The organism is Synechococcus sp. CCAP 1479/10 (assembly GCF_019038515.1).
In the GTDB taxonomy this organism is placed as follows: Bacteria; Cyanobacteriota; Cyanobacteriia; order PCC-6307; family Cyanobiaceae; genus Cyanobium.
In genome coordinates, this window is record NZ_JAFKRJ010000048.1 from 1 (window position 1) to 749 (window position 749).

Genomic DNA, 749 nt, shown 5'->3' on the forward strand with positions numbered 1-749 from the left:
AAAAAAGGGCCCCCCGAAGGGGACCCCGAGACAACGATGGCCTTGAGAGCTCAGACGAGAGCGCTGATGGCGTAGTCGATGTAGTTGTTGGCGATGACGCCGGCATCGCCGGAGACGCCGTGGTTGGCCTTGATGTAGGTCAGGGCTTCGACGTACCAGGAGGGGGAGAGCTCGAAGGTGCGGTTGATCTCGTCGAGACCAGCGACCAGGTACTCATCCATGGGGCCGGTGCCACCGGCGACCAGGCAGTAGGTGACCATGCGGAGGTAGTAGCCGATGTCACGGGCACACTTGGCCTTGCCGCGGGCGTCGGAGGCGTAGTTGCTCCCCTGCATCTGGGTGGTGTAGGGGAACTTGTTGTAGACGGCCTGGGCGGCGCCGTTCACCAGGGAGTCGGCGTTGGCGGTGAGGGCCTTGGCAGCTTCCAGGGCGTTCTTGGCGCGCTCGAAGCGGCCGAAGGCGGCGTTGAGCTCGGTGTTGGACAGGAAGCGGCCCTGGGAATCAGCGGCTGCGACGGCCTCGGTGAGGGGAGTCTTCATGGGGAGGGTGTTAAGGAGAAGGTGAACCGAAAGATGAGGCGACGATCAGTCGACGACTGATCAGGCGACAGCAGCGGCTGCGCGATCGAAGTAGGTGCCGATTTCGGACATCAGGGAGGAGCAGTCGCCCTGGGTGATGCCGTTGCGATCGTTGGCGATGGCGATGGCGGCGTCCTTCATCTTGCGGATGCCTTCGGCGACGGAAGCGCC

At 64.0% G+C, this 749-nt stretch carries 1 protein-coding gene and 1 pseudogene; both read right to left on the reverse strand.

Going from position 1 to position 749, the window contains the following annotated elements; translation table 11 throughout:
• Positions 1–50 precede the first annotated feature (50 nt).
• On the reverse strand, positions 51–539 hold the full coding sequence (cpcA, locus tag KUG39_RS16135) for a C-phycocyanin subunit alpha (protein ID WP_015109240.1): 489 nt from the start codon (positions 537–539) through the stop codon (positions 51–53).
• Positions 540–599: 60 nt separating this feature from the next.
• A pseudogene (locus KUG39_RS16140) lies at positions 600–749 on the reverse strand (phycocyanin subunit beta); the annotation flags it as partial.